Source organism: Nocardia sp. XZ_19_369, from assembly GCF_015355715.1.
In the GTDB taxonomy this organism is placed as follows: Bacteria; Actinomycetota; Actinomycetes; order Mycobacteriales; family Mycobacteriaceae; genus Nocardia.
In genome coordinates, this window is record NZ_JACVED010000002.1 from 706,639 (window position 1) to 725,247 (window position 18,609).

Consider the following 18,609-nt stretch of genomic DNA (forward strand, 5'->3'; position numbering starts at 1 on the left):
GATCGACTACGGCTCCGGCGGCTCGGTGGTTCTCAGGATTCGAATAGCGGCTGCCCGATGTATCCGCCCGGCGACGGCACTCCCGGCGGGATGACGAACACTGCCGATCCCACCGGAGTGGTCCACACATTCAAGGCGTCGAACTCGGCGAGTCGTTGTTGGACCGGCAGGAACTGGGTGTCTACGTCGCGTTGGTAGGCGGCGAAGAGGAGTCCGGAGTTCGAGATCGTGCCCGGTGCGGGAGCGTCGTCGTAGTTGTAGCCGCGGCGGAGGAAGCGCTCGCCGTCGTGGGTGTGGTGTGCGCGGGCGATGTGGGAGGACGGTGGGATGACCGGAATGCCGTTGGCGTCGACGGCGGCGAAATCCGGTTCGTCGAATTCGTCGGTGCCGGTCAGCGGGGAACCGTTGGCGACGGTGCGGCCGACGGTGAGTTCCCTTCCCTCCTGGTCGATTTCGTCCCAGGTGTCCAATGTCATCGCGATCCGGCGCAGCACGCAGGAGGTACCGCCCGCGAGCCAGGGTTGCGCGGTGCCGTCGTCCCACACGAGCCGATCGAAATCGGGGCCGGGCGCGATGTTCACCGTGCCGTCGACCTGACCCATCAGGTTGCGTGGGGTGCGACCTGGTGCGGCGTTGCGGAACCCGCGCTGTACCCAGCGCACGCTGACCAGCGAGGAGACGCTTCGGCACAGCACTCGCACCGCATGCGACACGGTGGTCGACTCGTCCGCGCAGACCTGCAGCAGCAGATCGCCGTCGCTCCACGCGGTTTCGAGACGGTCGATGTCGAACGGCGGTAGCGGCCGCAGCCAGGACGGGCGGCGGTGCTCCAGACCCGCGATGGTGAACACCGCGGGGCCGAGGCCGACGGTGATGGTCAGACAGGCAGGTCGTTGCGCCAGTTCGGGTTCCGTGTCGGCGAGAGCGGGGTGGCCCTGAGTCAAGCGGGCTGCGTCGGCGGTCCAGATCTTCAGGATGCCGATGATGTCGTCCCTGGTGCCGCCCCGCTTCAGGTCGAACGCGACAAATGCCGCCTGCGCTTGTGGGTCGGTCGCGATGCCGGACTGGTGTGGTCCGTAGAACGGTTCGGTCGATGAAGTCCGGGGTGCCTCGTCACGAGCGGTGAGCGCGACCGCGCCCCACCCGAGACCCGTCGCGCCCGCCACGGCGGCACCGCCACCGAGCAGGCGTCGACGGTTGAGGCGTCGGGGGCGCGAGTCAGCCACCGTGCGCCGGCATCTGCGCGCCGTTCGCGTGATCGGGCGCGTAGTTCTCCTGGTTGCCGGAGAAATCGCGGACCTGTGCGGTGAACGTAGTCTTCGACCCGTCCTCGAAGGTGAGGGTGACGGACGTTTCGGTACCGGTGCGCAGCGGACCGTTGAGACCCATGAACATGATGTGGTCGCCGCCCGGACGCAACTCGGTCTTACCGTTCGCCGGGATCACGAAACCGCCCGCCTTGGGGCGCATCGTCTTCACGCCGGTCGAGTCCGCGACCACCTCGTGCAGTTCGACCTGATTCGACGCAGGGCTCGTCGCCGACACGATCGTGCGCGGCTTGTCGCCCGCATTGCTCAGCTCGCCGAACGCCGCCGACATGCCGCCGTCCGCCGCCTTCACCCACTGGTCTTTGATCGTGACCGAGTCGGCGGCCTTGGCTTCCGGCTTGTCGTTGGACGAACAAGCAACCAGTAGCAGTGGGACTGCCAAAGCTGCTGCTGCGGTGCGCAGTACACGCGCTGTGGGGCGGAGTTTGGTCGTCGAGGTTGTTGTGGGGATACGCATGAAAGTCTCCTATTCGTTGGGGATTGTTTGTTGCGAGGTGCGCGGCAGGCAGTGGTGCGTCGACACGCTGGTGGTGTCGGCGACCGAGTTGTCAGAACCCGTCCTCCGTGTACTGCTGTGGCCTCGCCTGGCCCATGCGGCCGGTGACCGCGTGGGCTGCCGTACGGACTGCGCGAGCTGTCCTAAGGGCTAGGCGCGGGCCCCGCGCCGACCGCGCCGACCGCGCCGACCGCGCCGACCGCGCCGACCGCGCCGACCGCGCCGACCGCGCCGACCGCGCCGACCGCGCCGACCGCGCCGACCGCGCCGACCGCGCCGACCGCGCCGACCATGCGGACCATGCGGACCGCGCACCGACCGTGCGAGCTGTTTACCGACTGCGCGAGCTGCTGTACGGACTGCGCGAGTGGTAATACGAACTACGCGTGAGCGCTGCACCGTCCGCCGCCACCGACCAGCCCACCCCCGGCTCTTGATGAGCCGACCCGTGCGGGATGGCGATGGCGCCCGCGCCGATGGTCGTCGCTGACTTCGAGCGGCATCACGATCGCACCGATCGGTGCGATCAAGCTGCCGTATGAAGTGCTTAGGCGGCGGCACGGACTGCGCGGCTACCTATGGACTGCGCAGCGGCCGTACGGACTACACACGCGAGCCGTCGGACTGGTGACGAGCCCCTCGCACCACCCGCGAGCCGTTGCACTGACTGCGCGGGTCGCGCACAGAACGTGTGAGCTGCCGTATGAAGTGCGTTGGCAGCCGCACGGACTGCGCGGCAACCTATGGACTGCGCAGCGGCCGTACGGACTACACACGCGAGCTGTTGGTGTGACCGCGAGCTGTTGGTGTGACCGCGAGCTGTCGCACTACACGCGAGCGTTGGACTGACCGCGAGCCGTTGGACTGACCGCGCGCACCGCGCACGTCGCGCACAGAACGCGTGAGCTGCTGCAACCCGACCGCACGCTGTCATATTGACCGCCTGGGCTGACGCACGGACCGCACCTCCTCGCACCGACCGCGCCGTGTTGCAGCGCCGTGTTGCACCGACCGCGCGGCTGCCACACCAAATGCGCGACCTGCCGCACGAACCTGCCCGTGCTGCCGAGTCGCCTGCGCGAGCTTTTCGCACCCGCAGCGCACGGTTTCACGAACCTCGGCACTACCAGCGCGATGTGGCCACCAGCAGTGTGAGCTGTTGATGCGTCGGCCGGGCGAGCTGTGAGCAGCGCTGACCGGCATACACGTAGTGTGTAATCGCGCGAATCGCGTTGCCGAGCAAGCCTTGCGGGCGCGTCGGACCATGGCGAGAGAAGGTTGGGCTCAGCGGCTCAGAGGTGGCCCGCGCAGCCCGAACCCGGAGCTGAACAACAATCGTCTAGCCGGGACAAGCGGCCCGACCGAGACGGTGTACGCGACCGCGAATGGTGCAGCGGGGCGGGTGCCGAGTACGCGAGCAGTGCGGTTCGCGGCGGATATCCCGCGCGTAACGGCGATTTCGGCGCCCCGAATGAGCAGCGCTCCCACCGGAATGGCGAGCAGGTGCGCCACACCCATGATCGCCGTCGTCCCGGCCCCGTGGTGATGACTGGGCGACATCGTCAGGGCGACATGCCCGACCGCCTGCCCGATCGTCAGCAGCGCCATTACTTCGACGAGACCGTACCGAGTCCGCCGTGCCCCGACTGCCACACCGACTGCCGTGCACGCCGCGATCAACAAGGCGATCGAGGACTGCCCCGGAGCGACAACACCCCCACCGAGCGCGTGCGCCGCGATGCTCACCGCACCTGAGGCGGACCCGACGAACGCACCACGCAATCGCGCTGTTGCCTCCGCCGGTGTTCGCACCGCGCCATACTACTTCTGGTCGTAGGTCCGGATCGCACCGGTTTGTCCCAACCCGGTAGTTCGTCACACGTGCCGCCCTTTCAGAGCGGTCGGAATCCCGAGCCGACCCCGCCGGCCTGATCGATATCGTCGAGCACCATGCCGATCTGCGTCGCCACGGCCGGATCGTGGAACGGCACCGCCGGCGGATGGCACACCATGTCGAACACCGTGACACCCACCACTTGCACGCCCATATGTCCGACGTTCATGCCGACCAGCCGATCACCGATGGTGACGGGTCCGCCGGAATCGCCGGGCTGGGAACAGGATTGGTTCTGGAACCACCACCGGTGGGTGTCCCACACGATGCCGCAGTTGTATCCGGAGGTCCGCCCGTTCTTGCACACCACATCACCTTGCTGCGGTGGCGTGCCGATGCCACCGATCACGGTCGCGGCCACCTGCCGGACCGGCATCACCTTCGTGCGATCGAACTCGAGCACCGCGTAGTCGTCCTGGTGATCGACTGCCGCGACGGTGCCGACAACCCCCGCGTCCGGCATCCGCTCCGCCCGCACCGACATCCCGATTTCGGCGCAGTGTCCCGCGGTGAGCCCGACGAGGCGATCGGTGTTGTCGTAGCCGATGGTGGTCAGCGTGCATGCCGCGCGTCCGAGCAGAATCCCCGAACCGCCGCCGAGGGATGCCGTAGGTACGGCTGCGGCGACGCCGGGTACGCCGATGACAGTGCAGGTCATGGTGACCGCGAAGAGCGCCAGGTGGATCCCGAACCGTCCTAGAGCGACCATTTCGCACCCTTCATTCCGGGGATGTATCAGGTCACGTGCGGGTATTCGGTGGAGTCGGACTGATCCTTTCAGACTGGTCGGTCTCTACGCGGCTTGATAATCGTTCCGTGATCAGATCTTGGGTGAAGCGCAACCACGGCAGTGCTGCCCGTGCCGCTGCCAGATGTCGTCAGCGCTGCCAACGGCGGCTGGACAGTCGATTGCCCAGCGTTCGAAGAGGGGGCATCGACTACTGACGTTGCCTCGACCGTGTGCGGCGTCTCAGAGGAATTCGTCCAGATGCGCCAGCAACGCTTCCGGCCGCTCCTCGGCGATGAAATGCCCGCACTCGGGAATGGCCGCGCCCCGCACGTCTTCGGCATAGTCGCGCCAAATCTCCAGGGCCGGAATCTCTTCGAGGAAACTGGCCGCGCCCCAGAGGGCGAGTACCGGCATGGTGAGCAGGTGCCCCGCGTCGGTGTTGTCGTGTTCGTTGTCGAGGTCGGCGGCGCGGTAATCGTCGAAGCCCGCCCGCAAAGCCCCTGGTGTGCTGAAGGCGCGGATGTATTCGTCGATGGCCTCGCCGGGCAGACCGTGCCGGTTGACCGCCCACGTCTCGAAGAAGTAGCGCAGGTAGCCGGGAATGTCATGGCCGACAAGACGTTCCGGCAGATCCGGCTGCAAGTGGAACAACCAGTGGAAGTACCGGCGACCGAGTGCGGCGTCCATCCGCCGCCAGGTCTCCCTGGTGGGAATGATGTCGAGCACGACGAGCTTGCTGACCTGGTCCGGCCGGTCCAGCGCCCAGCGGTGGGCCACCCGCGCGCCGCGGTCGTGCCCGACGACGGCGGCCGAGGTGAATCCCAGCGATTCGATCAACGCGGCCACATCGGCGGCCATGCTGCGTTTGTCGTAGCCGGTGGTCGGTTTGTCGGTGTATCCGTAACCGCGCAGGTCGGGGGCGATGACCGTGTGCCGCTCGGCCAGCGCGGGCAGCACCTTGCGCCAGCAGTAGCCGGTCTGCGGCCAGCCGTGCAGCAACACCAGCGCGGGACCTGACCCGGCCCGGCGGTAGTGCATGTGAATGCCATTGACGGTGGCTACCCCGCGGCTGATCTCGACCATACGAGCATTCTCGGTCCGACGGACATCGGTGGCAGGGGAATCGCGCCAACTGCCGTCGTCGCCTGTTGTGGCAGCGAATGTTGGCATGGCGGACGGACTCCGGCGTTCGCCGTGATCACGACGTCGGTGGGGTGACGGTGGAGGTTGGCGGGGCTGTCGACGTGGTGGGCTCTGGGGCATTCGAGGTCGTCACAGGTGGTGCATTCGACGTGGTGACGGTCGGCGCCTCCGAGGTTGTGACGGGAGTCTGGGTGGGACGTTGCGGTTCAGGGCAGTTGCCGGTTTGTTCGCCGACGATGTTGATTTCGGCATTGGCGCGCGGGTCGCCTGTGTAGTCGACGCGGTCGGTGCACTCGACGTAATTGTCGGCGGGTGCCTGTGGTTCGGGGCAGACGCCGGTTTGTTCACCGATGGTGTTGATTTCGGCGTTCGCGCGCGGGTCGCCTGTGTAGTCGATCCGATCGGTGCACTTGACGTAGTCGTGGGTCGGTCCCTGAGGCGCGGCGGCGGCCTTCGGGGATGCTGTTTGTTCAGGTGACGGAGCAGTTCGAGTAGGCGTCGGCGGTCCGCTGGTCGGTGCCGGTGTCGTGGTGGCACTCGGCAGAGGTGTTCTCGTGGCAGCGGGTTGGTCACCCGACGAACATCCGGCGAGGGCGAGGATCGTCGCCGCAAGTGCCAATAACATTGCCGCTGAGCGTTTCTGGGCGGGTAAGTGTGCGAGCCCTCTGCGGGACATGGCTTCTCCTGGTATCCCGATCCGATCGGCGGAACGACCGCCGCAGTGACGGGCCGAGCGAGGCTGCGCCGCGTGAAGTCGCGTCATCATGGCCCCTCCCGCCGTCTCCAGATGCCGAATCGGCAACCCGCAGAACCCTAATCGCCGGGCGCGACGGACAGCAGACACCAGAATCACGGGGTTGGCGCACCGGCCCCGGTATGCCCACCTGTGACTACGAATACTGTGATGTCACAACGCGATTGCCGCGCGCACGAGATTGTGGTCGGACAAGCCGCCCGAGTCCTCGACCACCACTTCACGCAACGTCGCATCACGCACGACGACGTGATCGATGAACTGCGACTTCGCCCCTGAAGTGCGCGGTCGCGTCGGCAGTGCGTCCGACGGCGGATCGGCGATAGTAAACCCCTCGCCGAGGCTCGACGCGACGGTCTCCCGGTCGACGTTGAAATCTCCGAGCAGCACGGCCGCGTATTCCGGTGTGGCGGAAGCCACTTCGGCCAGCCGGGCGAGCTGCTTCACCCGGCGCCGATCGCCGCTGACGTGTGTCGCGATCACCACCGCGCCGCCCGCGCTGATCGCCAGCAGGCCTTTGCCGCCGTCGTCGGCGTAGGGTTCGGCGGCGATATCCCGGCTCGGTCCCTCGACGATGAGCACCAGATGCTCACTCGGATCGCGTAGCGCACTGGCGTGCCGGCGGGCGGTGGGCACCCGCGGATACTGCATGGCGTGGATCGTCCGGTCGGGCAATGCGGCCCGCAGGCTGATCAATTGGTCACCGCTGACCTCCTGCAAGGCGATGACCTGCTCGGTCCGCGCCGCCACATGCGCGGTGACCGCGTCGATGCGCGCCGCCTCGTCCGGCCACCGGGTGGAGACGTCCTCGTACCAATTTTCGGCGTGGATGCGGTGGAGAACGTTCCACGTAGCAACGGTGATCACAGGTCGCGATGCTAGGTCACGGCGTTCGAACGCTGTCTGGCGGAGCGGTATCCGTTCGTGTGATGCCCGGTGTACATCGGGGGAGTGCGAGGTCGGTGCGTTGCCGGTCGGGGGAGGCGTTGCGGTGTCGTGGCTTTCGGGGATGTGCTGCCACGTGCGTAAAAGCTGCCAATTATGGCGAGGCTGCCAATCCACGTCGCGGTCGTGACACATGCCGACGCGGTCGAGTCGGAGTAGTAAGGATCTGCTCGATCCGTACGGGCGCGGCTCGGCAGACAAATCGGCAAATCAGAACTATGCATACATAGCGATCTATGCATATGATGGACGTATGAGCGCAGAGGCACGAGCAAGCGAACACGGCCATGGTGCCGCGTTGTTGGGTGAGCGGTCGGAACTGATCTTCGCGATCGCCGCCGGCGTGACCTACGCCGGCGGCATGACGGCGAAGTATCTGGTGTCCGCGCCGGAGTGGGTGGCGATCGCGCTGTTCGCGGCGACCTACTTCTTCGGCGGCTACTTCACCATCCGCACCGCGGTATCCACCGTGCGCCGCGGCCGGTTCGAGGTCGACTTCCTGATGCTGGTCGCGGCGGTGGGTGCGGCCATGGTCGGCAAGTGGGCGGAAGGATCGGTCCTGCTGTTCCTGTTCAGCCTCGGGCACGCGCTCGAGGAGTATGCGATGGGGCGCGCGCAGCGTTCGATCGAGGCACTCGCCGAACTCGCCCCGGCGACCGCGCTCGTGCGGGCTCCCGACGGGGTGGTGCGTGAAGTCGATGTGAACGACCTGGCGATCGGCGATGTGGTTGTCGTGCTGCCTAATTCGCGGCTCGCCGCGGACAGTGTGGTGGTCGACGGGGTGAGCAGCGTCGACGAGTCGTCGGTGACCGGTGAGAGTATTCCCGTGGAGAAGGCGCCGATCGCCGACGCCGCGGCCGCGCTGGCGAGTGGCACTGCCGTGCCGGAATCGCATCGGGTGTTCGCGGGGACGATGAACGGCGCCGGCGCGATGGACGTCCTCGTGACCAGTCGCGCCGGGGACAGCATGCTCGCCCGGGTTATCACGATGGTGCGCGAGGCCGACACCCAGAAGTCGCCGACGCAGCGGTTCATCGACCGATTCCAACTGTTCTATGTGCCCGTTGTGCTCGCCGGAGTGCTCGGCGTGCTGGCTTTCGGTGTGTTCGCCGCCGCAGAGCCGTTGGCCGACAGTTTCTATCGCGCCATGGTGGTACTGGTGGCAGCCAGTCCTTGTGCGCTGGCGATCGCGACGCCGAGCGCGGTACTTGCCGGAATCGCCCGCGCCGCGCAAGCCGGTGTCCTCGCCAAGGGCGGTGGTCCCCTGGAAACCCTCGGCCGGGTGCGGTCCATGGCGTTCGACAAGACCGGCACCCTCACCTGGGGACAGCCCAAGGTCACCGATATCGTCCCGGCCCGTCCGGAACTGCGCGACGAACTGATCAGCACGCTCTTCGCGGTCGAGTCCTACAGCGACCATCCGCTCGCCGGCGCCATCACCCGGGACCTCGCACTGCTGGTGCCCGCAGGCACCGAACGAACCGTGACCTCCGTGAATTCGGTGACCGGGCGCGGCATCACCGCCCTCGTCGACGGCCACACCACCGAGGTCGGCAACCGCACCATGTTCTTCGAACTGGACCCCGAGGGAGTGCCCAGCGAGATCGTCCGGACCGTAGACGAACTACACGAGCGCGGACGCACCACGATGATCGTCCGGCACGCGGGCGTGTACCTGGGTGTCGTCGGCGTCATGGACATCCCGCGCGCCGAAGCCGCACCGGTGGTCGCTCGACTGCGCGAACTCGGCATCGACGACATCGTCCTCATCTCCGGTGACAACCAGCGCGTCGCCGACGCCGTCGCCGCGGACATGGGTCTGAACGCCGCACACGGCGGACTGCTGCCCGAAGACAAGGTCACCATGATCGGCAAGCTCGGCGGTCGCAACGGCACCGCCATGGTCGGTGACGGCGTCAACGACGCCCCCGCCATGGTCAACGCCTCGGTCGGCATCGCCATGGGCGCAAGCGGTTCCGCCGTCGCGCTGGAAACCGCCGATATCGCACTGATGGTCGACGACATCGGCCGCCTCCCCTTCGCGGTAGCCCTGAGCCGCCGCACCGCCCGCATCATCCGCCAAAACCTGACCTTCTCCCTCCTGATAGTCGTCGCCCTCGTCCCCGCCACCCTCCTCGGCCTCCCCATCGGCCCAGCCGTCTTCATCCACGAAGGCTCCACCCTCCTCGTAGTCGCCAACGCCCTACGCCTCCTGCGCTTCGCCCGCGGCGCCGAGCACGAAGGCATCACCCACGAGCCCCGCCCCACCGCATAGGCCTGTATGCCGAGTCCCGTTCGCCGACGTGGTCGTCGAACGGGACTCGGTTGCGTCTTAGGGGGAGTGAGCTCGCCATTGGGTCCCGTTGGAGCCTCGGCTCGGCGGTCTGGCCATCGCACGGGGACATGGTGGTGCCGAAAGCCGAGTTGGCGCGTCGTGGTGTCCCTTTGGGCGGCGCAGGTTGGGCGGCTCGATGTCGAACGGGATATGGCTGCCCGAAGGCGCGTTGGCACACCGTGGTGTCCCGTTGCCGGCGGGGCTGAATGGTCTGGTCGCGCGGGGCATCGTTGCGCGGAAGGCGAGTTAGCGCGCGGTCGTGGCCCGTGGCCCGTGGCCCGTGGCCCGTGGGGCGGCTCGGGCTTAGCGGGTTGGTGTCGAGCGGGACATAGTGCCTTGTTGAGCACCCTTCCGTCGATAGTCAGGTCACCGGATTTGATTTCGACGGCGAAGTCTCGTTTGCCAATGCAGAAGGTGCCGGCACACGGTGTCATTCAAACGCCCGATTGTCGGCGAGATAGCTGCCCGATACCGTCCGTTTGACGCTAATACGTCAATCGAAAGGCGACCGTGGGTAGGGCAAGATACACAGTTTCAGCAGCTGTAGCGATCGGAGTTGGGCTCGCGCTGGCGACACCGGGTGCAGCACACGCGGCGAACTCCGGCAGTGCGACGTGCGTGGACGGCGGTAACGTCGTCGGAGTGTGGGTGGAGGTCCAGGGTGGAAAAAGCGGCTGGGCGAAGCGGGCGGGGAAAGGGAGCCGCCAAAGTTGGAACTTCAATACCCAGGGCAAGAAATACAAATTGACCGTCGGATGTGGCGGCTCGCCGCAACGCTGGGCGGAATCGACCTCGACACCTAGCTTCCAAAAGAATTGGCAATCCGTGAATTGTTGGCCGGGGCCCGCCGACAAATACGGTGAGGGCGGAAAATACGCGCCGATCGGCATGTGCGTGCGGTAAGCCGGCCGGCGAAGCGCGCCAGGGAAACCGGCAGAGCGGTCTGTAGCTCATTCGACCGGCGCGCCGCGCAAAGGTGTGCAATGTTGTTACTGCGCAACGGCATTGAGGGGTGTCCGGCGGCGCGGGATTGCCCGCCTTAGCCGCACTCTCCGCCCAGCGCGACTCCCGTTGGCCGCTGCCCCAGCTCAAGCAACTCGAGTGTCGAGCCCGACATGGCGCGCTGGGCCACCAGTAAGCCGCCCTCCTGTCCCGTTCCGGCCCTGGGCCGAGCTCGAACGGGACATGACTGCGCGGAAAGACGAGTGACCCTGTCGCGATGTCCCGTTGGCGGCCCGCGCTGCCATCGACGGGCGCGAGCAAAGCGCATCCCCCCTACCGAGGGTTTCAAAGCCTGCCTTTCTCATAACGAAGCCGCCGGACCGCTTCGGGGATTTCAATGTCGACCGGCGGACCGTCGCGGCGAGCCTCGGCGAGGGGTTCACAATCGCTGATCCGCCGCAGTACGCACTGCCGACGAGGCCGCGTACCTCACGGGCGAAGTCGCAGTTCATCGATCATGTGGTCGTGCGTGATGCGACGTTGCGCGAGGTGGTGGTCGAGGACTCGGGCGGCTTGTCCGGAAGCCGGACATGGCGGTGCGGCAGGGGGATGGTCTCGTGGCGAGGTGGCGAGGTGGCGAGGTGGCGAGGTGGCGAGGTGGCGAGGTGGCGAGGTGGCGAGGTGGCGAGGTGGCGAGGTGGCGAGGTGGCGAGGTGGCGAGGTGGCGAGGTGGCGAGGTGGCGAGGTGGGGATTGGAGGCGTCGACACGGAATCTCCACATTTGGTGCCGGACCTCTCCACAGGGGGTGGCTAGGGTTCCGAGCATGGAACAGAGCGGAGCGGCCGGGGGACAGGTGGCGCGGCGGATTCTGGTGGTCGACGATGAAGTGACCATCGCGGAGTCGGTCGCGGCGCGGCTGCGGGCCGAAGGGTTCACGGTGGATTTGGCGCATGACGGGCCTGCCGCGGTGGCCGCGGCGTCGGCACTCGCACCCGATCTGGTGGTGCTGGATGTGATGCTGCCGGGTTTCGACGGGCTGGAGGTGTGTCGACGGATCCAAGCGGAACGGCCGGTGCCGGTGCTGATGTTGACCGCACGGACCGACGAGACCGACCAACTCGTCGGCCTCGGTGTCGGCGCGGACGACTATCTGACCAAACCGTTCTCGCTGCGTGTCCTCACCGCGCGCGTGCACGCACTGCTGCGCCGCATGGACCGCGCCGCCGACCGGGACGCCGACACCATCGTCGTCGGTGACCTCCGCATCGATGTCGACCAGCGCCGAGTCTGGCGCGCCGACGTCGAAGCCCAGCTCACCCCGCTCGAATTCGACCTACTCGCCCGCCTGGCCCGCCGCCCCCGCGTGGTCCTGGCCCGCGAACGCCTCCTCGAGGAAGTCTGGGACTGGGCCGACGCCGCAGGCACCCGAGCCGTCGACAGCCATGTGAAAGCCTTGCGCCGCAAACTCGGCGCCGACCTGATCCGCACCGTGCACGGCGTGGGGTATGCACTGGAAGCCCGATGAAGCGCCGCAACGCAACACCCGACGTGCCGTATACCGTCGCACCTCCATCGCGAACCTTTGTCGCGCGTTCGGCGCGCGTTCCCGTCGTACCTTCGGCGCGTCTCCGTCGCGGGTGCGGCGCGCGTTTCATGTGGGTCTCTGTCGCGCGCTCGGCTCGGGTTCCTGTCGCGTGTTCGGCACGGCCCGAAACGCTTACGCCCCCGCGCACGAGATACCAAGAGGTGTGCATGAGCCAGCGACCGACGCGAGGTGCAATGGGGAGAACTCGAGCTCTTGAACCGACGGAATGCCAGTGCTCTTGTACAGCGCTGGAGGCACGATGAGCGCCAACCCAGCGGTCCCCGACGAGGGTTTTGGACAGAGCTCTGCGCAGAACAACAGCACTCATAGCGCGCACGACCAGCCCGCCGTGCAGAACGACACCTCGTCTCCGGCGAAGGTTTCGGCGCAGAACGTGAGCGCGCAGAAAAGCACAGCATCGCACGACAGTTCGCCGAAACTCGACGGGACGGCCGACGTTCACACGGCAGGTGTTGGACGGCGGGGCCGCGCACGCGGCGTAGCGGATAACGACCACCCATCCGCGAGCGGCCTCAACCGCGGACGTGACATCGGCCCCGTCCAACCTCGTACGCTCGTGGACCAATTGCGTGCCCTCTCGGACAAGGTGGCCGAGGTACTCCCGCGACCGTTGGATCGGGTGCGCTCGATCAAGTTGAAGCTGGCGATTCTGATGCTGTGTGCCGGCGGGATCGCGTTCGGCTACTTCCGATTCAAGATCGGCTGGCTGCCGCCGAAGACGACACTCGCCTCGGTGGCGATCGCATTGGTCGCCTCGCAGTTCCTCGCCCACGGCATCACCAGACCACTGCGCGAGATGACGGCCGCGGCCAAAAGGATGGCACACGGCGATTACACCCGGCGGGTGCGGGCGACGTCACGTGACGAAGTCGGGCAACTGGCCGTAGCGTTCAATCAGATGGCCGCCGATCTGGCCGCCGCGGACCAGCAGCGCCGCGACCTCATCGCGAATGTCTCACACGAACTCCGTACGCCGATCACCGCGCTGAACGCGCTGCTGGAGAACGTCGTCGACGGTGTCTCCGAACCGGACCCGAAAACGTTGCGTACCGCCCTCGCCCAGACCGAGCGGCTGAGCCTGCTGGTCTCCGAACTGCTCGACCTGTCCAGCATCGAGGCGGGCGCCTTCCCGCTCGATCGCGAAAGCCTCGACGTCGCACCGTTGTTGGCCGAGGTCGTCGCCGAGGCGGACGTCGCCGCCGCGGCACTCGGCCGAGGCGTGCGATTCACGACCGACGTGCAACCCAGCACCGTACGCGTCTTCGCCGACAGTGCGCGTTTGCATCAAGTGCTACTCAACCTGCTCGACAACGCCGCCCGGCACGGCCCGGCGGGCGGCGAGGTTCGCGTCACCGCCCGCATGCAGTCCGGCAAGTTGGTGATCGAGGTAGCCGACGACGGCCCGGGTATCCCACCCGCCGAACGCGCCCGCGTCTTCGATCGTTTCACCCGCGGCGGCCGCACCGACGGCGGCGGCACCGGTCTCGGCCTCGCCATCTCCCGCTGGATCGTCGACCTGCACGGCGGCACCATCGCCGTCGCCGACCCCGGCTCCCGTATCCGCGTGGTCCTACCCGGCCACTGACCCAGCCACACTCCGCACCCCGGACCTACCAGGGCCCGCGGGGCGATCCCGTACACCCAGAGAAAGCGAATCATGCCCGAAAAACCCGCAGCGCCGATACCGCCGGAAGCGGACAAGTCCGCGGCTGCACAACCCGAAACCCCGGCACACGGCTCACCGCTGGGAGCGCTGCTGACCGCCGACCCGCCGGTGCCCGCAACCCCTTCCGACCCGCCGCTTCCCGCCTACCCCCAGTACCCGATACGACAGGTGGCGCAACCGCCGGCGAAATGGCGCCGGGTCGTCTGCCCACCCGGCGTCCTGCCTGCAGCCTGTCTCGCGGGCTTCGCCGGCGCGGTGTTGATTCCGTTGGACCGTCCAGGAATCGGCTGGCTGCTCGCCGGATCGGTGAGTGTCGGCGCGGTCCTCCTGGTGGATCGCAACGCGCGCAAGTCGGCGCAGGATGCCGCTGACGCGCCGGATTCGGTCGAAACCGGAACTGAAGTCGATGCGGCCAATCCATCACAGAGTGTGAAAGCGACATCGCCCGCCGCTGCTTCGAATCCCGGAGGGGAGGATTCGACGCCTGGCGCGCGAGCAGAGAGGTCCGCAGCGCGAGCCGACCAGATCGCTGAACCCGGCGCGCAGAAGGGTTCGGACGGAGCGAAGTCGCAACCCGATGAGCTCAGGAAGTCCACCGAGTCGGGAGCAAGGAGCCCGGCAGACGACAGCGATTCGACAGTCGAGGCAGCCGCGTCGAAGCCGGGCATTTCACCGACGCGCGCTGCTAGTTCTGCCGACCCTGCGGATGCTGGCGATGGCCGAGGTGCTGCGGCTGAGACCGATGCCGCGGATGCACGTGTCGCGCCGACTGATGCCAGTACCTCCGCCGGCGCGGGTGCTGTCTCTACGTCAGCCGTCGCGGGTGCGGATGCTGCTGCCGGTGCTGCCGATGCACCGCTGGACGCGACGACCGCCGCTGCGGGTGCAGCCGCTACCTCTGCCGTCGCAGCCGCGGATGCCGCGGATGCTGCCGCCGGTGCCGCCGGTGCCGCCGGTGACACCGATGGGCGCGTCGCACCGCTGGCTGCGACGGCTGCCGATGGCTCCGACGCCACCTTCGATTCTGGTGCCGGTGTGACCGAAACTGCTGATGCCGCCTCGGTTCCGTCGGCGGCAACCCCGCCCGTGGATGCCGCCGGTATCCACACCGACGCCACTGCCGAGGACGCGCGGGTCGCATCGTTGGCCACGACGGATTCCGCCACTGCTGAAGCCGCCACTACGCGGGAGGTGAAATCTGCGGAGACCGAGTCGCGCACGAGCCAACCCGACGGCCTGGTCGATTCGAGCTCGCGCCCGGCGGTGAGTTCCCGCATCGACGGTGCGAAGTCGGAGCCTGCCGATACAGCGAAACCAGAGGCCACCCAACTGGAGTCGGCCATCCGTCGCCGACTCGGTGAGAACGCCGCTCGAAACTTCTGGACCGGAATGCTGCTGGCCCTCCTGGCAGTAGGCACTTTCCGCGCGGCGGGCTGGTTGTTCACCCTGTGCGTAGTGGCAGCGTGTGTAGCCGGATCGCTGGCGGTGGTGGGCCGGCGTTCGGTGCACGGTGTCCTCTATGACGTGATCGCTTGGCCGCTCGCGTCGTTGAGCAGCGTGCCGTGGGTGTATGCCGGGGCCAAACGGATGCGTGGCGGTAAGTCGCGGCGGGAGCAGGGGGTCGTGCTGTCGGTGGTGGTGACCGTCGCACTGCTCGCGATCTTTATCCCGCTGCTCGGTGGCGCCGACGCGACCTTCGCGAAGCTGCTGGAGCCGCTGACACCGGAGATCGCGACGGATCGGGTCTTCGAGAAGATCGTGTTGTTCGTGGTGGTCGGGCTCGCTGCGGTCGGTGCACTGTATGTGCTGGCCGGTCCGCCGCAGCCCGCAACGGAATCGGGGAACGAGCCGGTTCGGGCGCTGCGCCGCCTGGAGTGGGCATTGCCGGTGAGTGCGCTCACCGTTCTGTTCGCGGTATTCGTCGGCGCGCAGTTCGTGGCGCTGTTCGGCGGCGACGACTATGTGCAGCGCACGGCAGGTCTCACCTACGCCGAGTACGCCCGAACTGGATTCTGGCAGCTGTCGCTGGTCACCATCCTGACCCTCGCGGTGATCCTGGTGGTGCTGCGTTGGGCCGGGCAGGAGTCCGCGGCGGACCGCCTGTGGTTGCGTGTGCTGCTGTCCGCGGTGAGCGTGCTCTCGCTGGTCATCGTCGCCTCCGCACTCGGGCGCATGTGGACTTACCAGCAGGCGTACGGCTTCACGTTGCTGCGGTTGCTGGTCGAGGTCTGCGAGCTGTGGCTCGGTCTGGTCTACCTGCTGGTGCTCGCCGCGGTGTTCAGCCTGCGCCGGATGTGGTTGCCGCGTGCGGTGATCGGCACCGCCATGGCCACTTTGCTCGCGCTGGCCGTGCTGAATCCGGAGCGACTGATCGCCGACCAGAACATCGACCGCTGGGAGCGCGGGAAGCCGCTCGACACCAGCTACCTGTCGGAACTGTCGACCGACATCCTGCCTGCGATCGATCGGCTGCCGGAACCGATGCGCACCCAAGTGCGCGAGCGGGTCCGCGCCCAGCTCGATGCGGACACCTGGCAGAGCTGGAACCTTTCGCGCGCGGACGCCGCTCGCTGACCAGGGGCGAGTGAGCGCTCGGCAGCGCGGTTTCCATGAATCAGCTCTGGTGGAGATCGTGACAAACAGCCGCCGGGAGCGTGACGCCGCGCGCATCATCACCGAACGGGATCAGGCTCGCAATGCGGTTCGGTTGCGACGAGCTTCGATCCGATGTCGTAGAGCGGGCGGCTCAGCTCTTCCGCTCGTCGCCGGAGAGCAGCATCCCGGAGACGTGTTCCTGAGCCAGCCTGCGCAGCGCGGAGAGCATGGTGTCGCCGAGAATCGTTCCGACGATGGCCGTTTCGGTCATCCGCTCCACGGTGGTTTCGTCGCGGACGAGCCCGATATCGACCGCCGCGACGGCTTCGGCCGCCGCGGCGTAGTCGTCTATGACGCCGAGCACGTCGGCGTGGCCGAGTTGCCGCAGCGCCGCGCACACGTCGGTCAGGGTGTGCCGGGCGGGACTCTCGTCGCCGATCTGCCATCCCCGGCGGGTCAGTAGCGCGTCGACGTCGGCCTCGGCGGCTTCCTGCTGCTCCGCGCCCACCGGTGAGCGGCGTCCACCGAGCGCGTACATCGCCTCGCCCAGCGCCTCCCGCGCGCTCAGGTTGCCGGTGTCGAGGACGGTCAGCAGTTCCGCGGCGGCGCTGATCGATAATCCGCCGATGTCGACGAGCGCGCGGATGAGCCGCAACCGGTTGACGTGCTCTTCGCCGTAATCCACCTGGTTGTGGTGGGTCCGGACGCCGGGTCGCAGTAGTCCTTCGCGCAGGTAGTACTTGATGGTCGCGGGCGGTACGCCACTGGTGCGGCTGAGTTCGGCGATCCGCATCGGCGTCTCCTGGTCTCGGGTCGAGTCTATTGACAGTGGGAAGTACAGCTATCCATAATCTCTACCGATAGTACAACTATCGATAGTCATAGTGTCTGCTACCCGAAAGCTGAATCATGACCGCCACCCACCGGCTCGCTGCCGGACCTCCCGTCGCGCAATGGCATCGGCCATTGCTGTGGCTCGCCGTCGCGATGGCGATTCTTGTTGTCGTGTCGATCGGCGGGATGATTGTCGACGGCCGCGTCCTCGCCGGACTGCCGATCTGGGCCAAGTCGGTGAAATTCGCACTCGCCACCCTGATCTACGCCGTGACCTGGGCGTGGCTGATCGCGCAGCTGACAACCTGGCGCCGAGTCGCATGGTGGGCGGGGACGGTCGCCGCCGTCGGGCTCGGGCTGGAGCTGGTCGTCATCGTCATCCAGATCGTGCGCGGGACCACCAGTCACTTCAACTTCACGACTGCGTTCGATGCCGCGCTGTGGAACACCATGGGGCTGTCGATCATGGGCGTCTGGTTCGCCACGGTGCTCGTGGCTGCCGCGCTGTTCCGTAACCCGGCGTCGGACCGTGCCCGCACGTCCGCGATCCGGGCCGGTGCCGTTCTGTCGGTGGTCGGCGCGGCGCTCGGAATGCTGATGGTGCAGCCGACCGAAGGGCAGCGGGCGACCGGAAGTTCGATCCGCGGTGCGCACACCGTCGGGCTCGCCGATGGTGGACCCGGGCTGCCGATTCTCGGCTGGAGTACGGTCGGCGGGGATCTGCGCATCCCGCATTTCCTCGGAATGCATGCGTTGCAAGCGATTCCGTTGGTGCTGATCGTGCTGGAGTTCGCGGCCCGCCGATTCCCGGTGCTGCGTTCGGCGGCGAAGCGGCAGGCGGTGGTCCTGGTTGCTGCCGCGAGTTATGGTGCGCTGCTCGCGGTGTTGACGTGGCAGGCGTTGCGTGGGCAGTCGGTGGTGCGTCCCGATTCGCTGACCATGCTTGCGGTGGGTGCGATTGCTATTGCCGCGAGCGTCGCGGTGGTGGTCATCGTCCGGCGGTCTGGGGTGCGTGAGCTTTCGAATCCGGTTGTGGTCGGGGGTGTCCGGTGATGCACCGATTGATGGACCTCACGCCCGGGTTGTGTTCGTGGCTTCCGGTGATACGCCCTGGTTCGATTCGCTTCTGGTTGCGATCGATGGATCCGATGATGCACCACCCGTCCGACTTCGGAGTCCTAGTGCGTCCGTGGCGTCCAACGATGGGTCGAAGTTCGGTCCGGTGGCTCCGGCAGCGATCGGTGCTGGCGGGTAATGCGCCGTCTGGACGACTTCGCGCCCTTGGTCGGGATCGGCGGCTTTCAATGAAGCGCCACCGGTTCGACCTTCCATTTCTGGTT

14 protein-coding genes are annotated in these 18,609 nt (G+C 67.2%); 6 read left to right on the forward strand and 8 right to left on the reverse strand.

What is annotated here, in order from left to right:
• Positions 1-32: 32 nt before the first annotated feature.
• The 7 genes from IBX18_RS09205 to IBX18_RS09235 all read right to left on the reverse strand — a co-directional run bounded on the left by IBX18_RS09205 (position 33) and on the right by IBX18_RS09235 (position 7,212).
• The gene (locus IBX18_RS09205) at positions 33-1,226 is read right to left on the reverse strand and encodes a Dyp-type peroxidase (RefSeq protein ID WP_194833292.1); all 1,194 of its coding nucleotides are present in this window, start codon (positions 1,224-1,226) and stop codon (positions 33-35) included.
• The gene (locus IBX18_RS09210; protein ID WP_194833293.1) at positions 1,219-1,785 is read right to left on the reverse strand and encodes a copper chaperone PCu(A)C; all 567 of its coding nucleotides are present in this window, start codon (positions 1,783-1,785) and stop codon (positions 1,219-1,221) included. The genes IBX18_RS09205 and IBX18_RS09210 overlap by 8 nt, the downstream gene beginning before the upstream one ends.
• Before the next feature lie 182 nt (positions 1,786-1,967).
• Complete coding sequence (locus tag IBX18_RS09215) at positions 1,968-2,126, reverse strand: hypothetical protein (RefSeq protein ID WP_228540614.1); 159 nt, start codon at positions 2,124-2,126, stop codon at positions 1,968-1,970.
• Positions 2,127-3,108: 982 nt separating this feature from the next.
• Positions 3,109-3,636, reverse strand: coding sequence for a hypothetical protein (locus IBX18_RS09220; RefSeq protein ID WP_194833295.1), 528 nt, complete (start codon positions 3,634-3,636; stop codon positions 3,109-3,111).
• Between the two features lie 80 nt (positions 3,637-3,716).
• Positions 3,717-4,427, reverse strand: a complete 711-nt coding sequence (locus tag IBX18_RS09225; RefSeq protein ID WP_228540615.1) for a S1 family peptidase — start codon at positions 4,425-4,427, stop codon at positions 3,717-3,719.
• A gap of 261 nt (positions 4,428-4,688) precedes the next feature.
• On the reverse strand, positions 4,689-5,531 hold the full coding sequence (locus IBX18_RS09230; RefSeq protein ID WP_194833296.1) for an alpha/beta fold hydrolase: 843 nt from the start codon (positions 5,529-5,531) through the stop codon (positions 4,689-4,691).
• 967 nt (positions 5,532-6,498) lie between these two features.
• The gene (locus IBX18_RS09235; RefSeq protein ID WP_194833297.1) at positions 6,499-7,212 is read right to left on the reverse strand and encodes an endonuclease/exonuclease/phosphatase family protein; all 714 of its coding nucleotides are present in this window, start codon (positions 7,210-7,212) and stop codon (positions 6,499-6,501) included.
• Positions 7,213-7,543: 331 nt separating this feature from the next.
• Here IBX18_RS09235 and IBX18_RS09240 point away from each other — a divergent pair, with 331 nt between their 5' ends.
• From IBX18_RS09240 to IBX18_RS43065, 5 genes are all read left to right on the forward strand, one after another.
• Complete coding sequence (locus tag IBX18_RS09240; protein WP_194833298.1) at positions 7,544-9,565, forward strand: heavy metal translocating P-type ATPase; 2,022 nt, start codon at positions 7,544-7,546, stop codon at positions 9,563-9,565.
• A gap of 1,826 nt (positions 9,566-11,391) precedes the next feature.
• Positions 11,392-12,093, forward strand: a complete 702-nt coding sequence (locus IBX18_RS09245; protein WP_107656735.1) for a response regulator transcription factor — start codon at positions 11,392-11,394, stop codon at positions 12,091-12,093.
• A gap of 637 nt (positions 12,094-12,730) precedes the next feature.
• A complete protein-coding gene (locus IBX18_RS09250) occupies positions 12,731-13,759 on the forward strand; it encodes an ATP-binding protein (RefSeq protein WP_194833299.1) in 1,029 nt (342 codons plus the stop codon).
• Between the two features lie 853 nt (positions 13,760-14,612).
• Positions 14,613-14,879: a hypothetical protein gene (locus IBX18_RS09255; protein WP_194833300.1), complete on the forward strand. Its 267-nt coding sequence runs from the start codon at positions 14,613-14,615 to the stop codon at positions 14,877-14,879.
• Positions 14,876-16,414, forward strand: a complete 1,539-nt coding sequence (locus IBX18_RS43065; RefSeq protein WP_306796204.1) for a DUF4173 domain-containing protein — start codon at positions 14,876-14,878, stop codon at positions 16,412-16,414. Before IBX18_RS09255 ends, IBX18_RS43065 begins: the two co-directional genes overlap by 4 nt.
• Positions 16,415-16,586: 172 nt before the next feature.
• On the opposite strand, the gene IBX18_RS09265 is transcribed toward IBX18_RS43065, so the two are convergent.
• The gene (locus IBX18_RS09265) at positions 16,587-17,228 is read right to left on the reverse strand and encodes a MerR family transcriptional regulator (protein ID WP_194833301.1); all 642 of its coding nucleotides are present in this window, start codon (positions 17,226-17,228) and stop codon (positions 16,587-16,589) included.
• 116 nt (positions 17,229-17,344) lie between these two features.
• Between IBX18_RS09265 and IBX18_RS09270 the strand changes: the two genes are divergently transcribed.
• A complete protein-coding gene (locus tag IBX18_RS09270) occupies positions 17,345-18,322 on the forward strand; it encodes a hypothetical protein (RefSeq protein WP_194833302.1) in 978 nt (325 codons plus the stop codon).
• The last annotated feature ends 287 nt before the right edge of the window (positions 18,323-18,609 follow it).

Bases quoted from the DNA above. Each gene is read 5' to 3' on its own strand.
- IBX18_RS09210 (WP_194833293.1), bottom strand. From the start codon at position 1,785: ATGCGTATCCCCACAACAACCTCGACGACCAAACTCCGCCCCACAGCG.
- IBX18_RS09215 (WP_228540614.1), bottom strand. From the start codon at position 2,126: ATGGTCCGCATGGTCGGCGCGGTCGGCGCGGTCGGCGCGGTCGGCGCG.
- IBX18_RS09225 (WP_228540615.1), bottom strand. From the start codon at position 4,427: ATGGTCGCTCTAGGACGGTTCGGGATCCACCTGGCGCTCTTCGCGGTC.
- IBX18_RS09230 (WP_194833296.1), bottom strand. From the start codon at position 5,531: ATGGTCGAGATCAGCCGCGGGGTAGCCACCGTCAATGGCATTCACATG.
- IBX18_RS09240 (WP_194833298.1), top strand. From the start codon at position 7,544: ATGAGCGCAGAGGCACGAGCAAGCGAACACGGCCATGGTGCCGCGTTG.
- IBX18_RS09245 (WP_107656735.1), top strand. From the start codon at position 11,392: ATGGAACAGAGCGGAGCGGCCGGGGGACAGGTGGCGCGGCGGATTCTG.
- IBX18_RS09255 (WP_194833300.1), top strand. From the start codon at position 14,613: ATGCCAGTACCTCCGCCGGCGCGGGTGCTGTCTCTACGTCAGCCGTCG.
- IBX18_RS09265 (WP_194833301.1), bottom strand. From the start codon at position 17,228: ATGCGGATCGCCGAACTCAGCCGCACCAGTGGCGTACCGCCCGCGACC.
- IBX18_RS09270 (WP_194833302.1), top strand. From the start codon at position 17,345: ATGACCGCCACCCACCGGCTCGCTGCCGGACCTCCCGTCGCGCAATGG.